This is a genomic window from Marinobacter sp. UBA2498, assembly GCF_002341575.1.
Lineage (GTDB): Bacteria > Pseudomonadota > Gammaproteobacteria > Pseudomonadales > Oleiphilaceae > Marinobacter > Marinobacter manganoxydans.
On the sequence record NZ_DDOI01000047.1, the window covers coordinates 28,671 to 33,053 of the forward strand.

At 56.2% G+C, this 4,383-nt stretch carries 3 protein-coding genes and 1 pseudogene; 3 read left to right on the plus strand and 1 reads right to left on the minus strand.

Going from position 1 to position 4,383, the window contains the following annotated elements; genetic code table 11:
• On the minus strand, window positions 1-462 hold a 462-nt coding region (locus B2W52_RS05490; protein ID WP_286801796.1), incomplete at its 3' end, for a J domain-containing protein.
• A 131-nt stretch (window positions 463-593) separates the two neighbouring features.
• Between B2W52_RS05490 and B2W52_RS05495 the strand changes: the two genes are divergently transcribed.
• The 3 genes and pseudogenes from B2W52_RS05495 to B2W52_RS05505 form a co-directional block, all read left to right on the plus strand.
• A complete protein-coding gene (locus B2W52_RS05495; RefSeq protein WP_039881866.1) occupies window positions 594-2,744 on the plus strand; it encodes a TonB-dependent receptor plug domain-containing protein in 2,151 nt (716 codons plus the stop codon).
• Window positions 2,745-2,836: 92 nt separating this feature from the next.
• Window positions 2,837-3,754, plus strand: a complete 918-nt coding sequence (locus B2W52_RS05500) for an ABC transporter substrate-binding protein (protein ID WP_273069383.1) — start codon at window positions 2,837-2,839, stop codon at window positions 3,752-3,754.
• Window positions 3,747-4,383 (plus strand): annotated as a pseudogene (locus B2W52_RS05505) (hybrid sensor histidine kinase/response regulator); the annotation flags it as partial. The gene B2W52_RS05500 and the pseudogene B2W52_RS05505, both read left to right, overlap by 8 nt.

A 4,383-nucleotide genomic window follows, 5' to 3' on the forward strand; every position in this document is an offset into this window, starting at 1 on the left:
GAACCACTCACCGAGAAACTGGGCCACCGGCGCCGGAAAGGTACCGTTTTCCGCCATCGGCCGTATCTGGGGCTCCAACTGGCGACCAATCTCGCGTCGCAACCGCGGCTGATCGGCGGGCGGCTCGTCCAGAATGGCTTTCCAGATGCCCGGGTCCTTGCTTCTTGAGGAGTCATTGAGCAAGGCCTTGATCTGGATAACCACCTCACGAACCACCTGGCCCTCGTTGGCATCCAGCGGACGATCAGGCTCCTCGTCCTGCACCTCGCGATGCGGTTCAGTCTGAACCGTGTCAGAAGCCTGCTTTACCGGGCCCGGATCGTCCCCGACTGCCTCCCGGAAAGCCGCTTCCAGGCTCTTTGCCTCGTCTTCCGAAGCAAACTTGAGCTGTTGCTCATACGCATCCTGGATCTTCCGGCGATCGCCGGTCGGCTCAATTCCAAGGATTTCCCAACAATTCATAAAGCTGCAACTCCCGGGCCTAGATTTATTACATTTCAGAGAGACAAACTGTCTGTAGTCCCTTACGATAGGACCTAATCATAATAAAACCGCTTTATCCTTTTTTCTCGGCAGATTATAGAACGTCAACCATGCATCAATCGACAAAAACGGCAGGAATGGGTGACCGCCGCCCTCTGGCAACCTGCTTCGGCATCAGCCTTGCCCTGTCCGCCCTGCTTCCGGCTACCGCGCTCGGCCAAACTGACACACCTGATTTCATGCCCGGCTTGCTTGCCCTCGAAGGCGAACAAAGCGAAATCCCCGAAGTACTGACTACGACACGATTGCGCCAGTCAAAACTCAGGGTTCCCGGCACCACCACGATCATCACCGGCGACATGATCCGTGACCTCGGCATCATGAACCTCGTAGAGGCATTCCGGCTGGTTCCGGGCATGGTGGTTGGCCACTGGGGAAGTACCAACCCGGTGGCAACCTATCGCGGTACTTCCCAATACGAGCAACGCCGCCTGCAGGTTCAGATTGACGGGCGAACCGCCTACAGAATCAGCCTCGCAGACGTAGATTGGCTGGGCATGCCGGTGGCACTGGAAAATATCGAACGTATTGAAGTGAGCCGGGGCCCAAATTCCGCCGCCTATGGCATCAACGCGTTTCTTGGAAGCATCAATATCATTACCCGCTCACCGCAAGACACGGCGGGGGTGGAAGCCTACACCTCGGTTGGGTCCCGTGGTCACCTTCGCACGTTTACCTCCGTGGGCGATACCGATGCCGACAAAAGTTGGCGGTTGTCGTACGAGAAGCGCAAATCCAACGGCTTTGATAGTCAGATTGATGGCGGCCAGGAGATCCCCTTTCACGATGGCCACGACATCAACAACTTCAATTTCGACAGCGTATTCCGAATTGACCGCCAGCATTCGGTTGACGTGCGAGCAGGCGTTCTGGATGGCGTAAATGAAGAAGATCTCGAGAAGTCCGGAAAGCTGGGCGCCACCACAAACCCGGACATTATCATGGATGACTACTACCTCCATGTCCGGTTCGACGGAGCGACCTCGCCCGACCACTTCTACCATATCCAGGCGAGCTATCAGAATCAGCGACAGAGGCAGCGGTGGACCGTTTCCGCGCCTGCAGCGGAGATCAATGCCCTGCTGCCGACAGGGTTCCCACCCTTCCCCGAGGATCAGGGTCCGTTCATCGCTGACCTGAACGAAGACCTGGAAGAAACCCGGCAGGAAATTGAATTCCAGGACACCATTATTTTCAGTGACCAGTTCAAGCTGGTCTCCGGTGTGGGCTATCGCAAGGACTCGTTCAATTCCGAAACCTTCTTTAACGGTAAAGGGGACAATTACCAATCCCGGGTATTCGCCAACGCTGAGTACTCGCCCTTTCGGTGGCTGACCTTCAACGCAGGCGGCAACTGGGAGCGGACCACGACCACCGATGAAGACTATTTTTCCCCCAGAGCCGCGGCAAATTTTATCCTGAACAACAACCACGCGCTGCGGTTTGTCTTTTCCCGGGCGGTCCGCACACCGGATGCCTTCGAGCAGAATCCGGACTGGTCCTATACACCGACCAACGTTCAGCCACCCTTTGAAGCACTGGATGGCCAGAGAATCAAAGTGGAAGACATCCTGGACCCGACTACGTCCACTTACGGGCAGGAGTTGGAAGAGGAGTGGATCACCTCCCGGGAGATCAGCTACTTTGGCCAGTTCCATCTGGAAAGTGCCCTGCTCTCGGTGGAAGTGCGCTACTTCAACGACGATTTCCATGACATGATCAGTGGCGTTATAAACGAGGAAGAATGGTATATCGCAAACAACGTTGATCTTGAGCAGGAAGGCGTCGAGCTGGAAACCTCGCTGGAGTTTTCCGGAACCAAGCTCCGGGCTACCTACGCGTATCTTGAGCAGGAAGGCAGATACACTGGCGACCCGGCCGCGCTTCCGGTCGACAAGCAGGAACGTGCCGTAGATCTTATGGGCCGTCTCTCCGCCCGTGACTCCGGTAGTTTTGCCTGGATCCAGGATCTGCCAATGGGCTTCATGACCTCAGCGGCCATGTACTGGACCAATGAAGTGCGCAATACCCGGTTCGAGCGGGCCGATTTCAGGCTCGCACGTCGGGTGGACAGAACCAACTACAGTTATATGCTGGCACTGACGATCCAGCATTACCTTAACCCCAAGCCATGGATCAGCCCTGACAACCGGATTGAGGATCAGAACCAGTTTTTTGTTGAAGCTGGGATTCGTTTCTGAATTTAACAAGGAAAGCGTGAGCCCTGGACGGTATGGAGCGAAGGACAGACACGATTCACCGAAAACGGCATAGAAACGGAACTCCGGGCCTTTTGATCAAGGTCATGTGGATTCTATATCTCTCTGTTTCCGCCATGGTTGCCAATGCCCAGGAGGCACCGGCACGGGTCGTTTATTTTGTCGGCTCAGGCAACGCACCTTTAGATCAACATCTGACTGCTCTCCTGAAACGGCAGCTGGGGCCAGCGACCTCCTTGAACGAGGTCTCCGACGACCAACTAGCCACACTGGAGAACAGCCCGATCATTACGGTCGGCCCTGCCGCTTTCTCCCGGGCACGCCAAGCCAACCGCTCCGCAGCGATCCTGGCCATGCTGGTCGACCGGTCCTTTATCTCCGCCTTTGCCGAGCGGTCGCCGGGCCAGATCTCGGCGGTTTTATACGACGTGCCGCTGATCCGCCAAGCTCTGACGGGAAAGGCCATCCTGCCACAAGCGACCAAGATAGCCCTGCTGGCAACCGCAGACTCGGTGGAACTTTACGAACCGCTGATTGATGAGCTACCGGCCTATGGCATGTCGGCCAGAATATTTCTGGTAGAAAGCAACGACAACCTGATCTCAACACTTGTCCGGGCCCTGGGTTATGGAGATTTTCTGTTGGCCGCCCCAGACAGTGCCATATACAACCCCAGAACCATCAAACATATTCTGCTGACCGCCTACCGCCGTAACCAGATCGTCATCGGCCCCACTCAGGCTTATGTCAAGGCAGGCTCCCTGGCCTCCAGTTACGCTCCGTTCCCTGAAATGGTTGAGATGGCTGGCAGCTTTTTATCGACCTTTTTCGAAACTGGTGCATATCCGGAACCCTCGTATCCGGAAGAGTTTCGGGTCGAGGTCAATGCCCAGGTTGCACGTTCTCTGAACATTCCCTTGCCGAGCCGTGAGGATATTGCCACACGGGTGGATCGACAATTAGCGATTAATGGGGAGGCGTCTGATGAATAACAGCCACAGACAACAGCGCCCCATGTCCCGAAAGCTGCTGCTCCTCGGAGCTCTGCCAGCCATAGTCATGTTTATCGTGCTGATGGTGTTCTTCACGTCTGTGCGCCTTGAGGATGCGCGCCGGGATCTCTCCGACAGCAGCCAGATGCTTGCCGACAGCCTCGCCCCTGCCCTGGAATACGCCGTTGTCTCTGGCAACACTCTGGCACTGGACCAGATCCTTTCCCAGTCGCTGCGTCGCAGCAAAGCCGACTGGATCCGGGTTTCTGACGTTATGGGAGACCAACTCGGCTTCGTTTCCCACGAACCGATCAACCCGGGTGAAACACCCGAGCGCTACCAGATCTACGAAGCCGAGATTCTCCAGCAGCCCCTGGAATTTGGTTCGGAGCGCACTGCGGAGTGGTTTGAGCCAGACTATGGCTTTGGTTCCGGTTCTCTGAGGGTTGGCACTGTTCAGGTTGGCGTAAGTCAGGATGTTCTTGCCGAAAGGCGGCAGGATATTCTCTGGACATCGATCGCCGTTGGCGTGGCCCTGCTGCTGTTCAGCATTCTGATCATCAATCATTTCCTTGGAGCAATTCTGGCACCGATACGGGACCTCGCCGGGCGAATCGGTCAACTCACCG

Excerpts from the sequence above, each read along its gene's own strand:
- B2W52_RS05495 (WP_039881866.1), top strand. The coding sequence starts at position 594 with ATGCATCAATCGACAAAAACGGCAGGAATGGGTGACCGCCGCCCTCTG.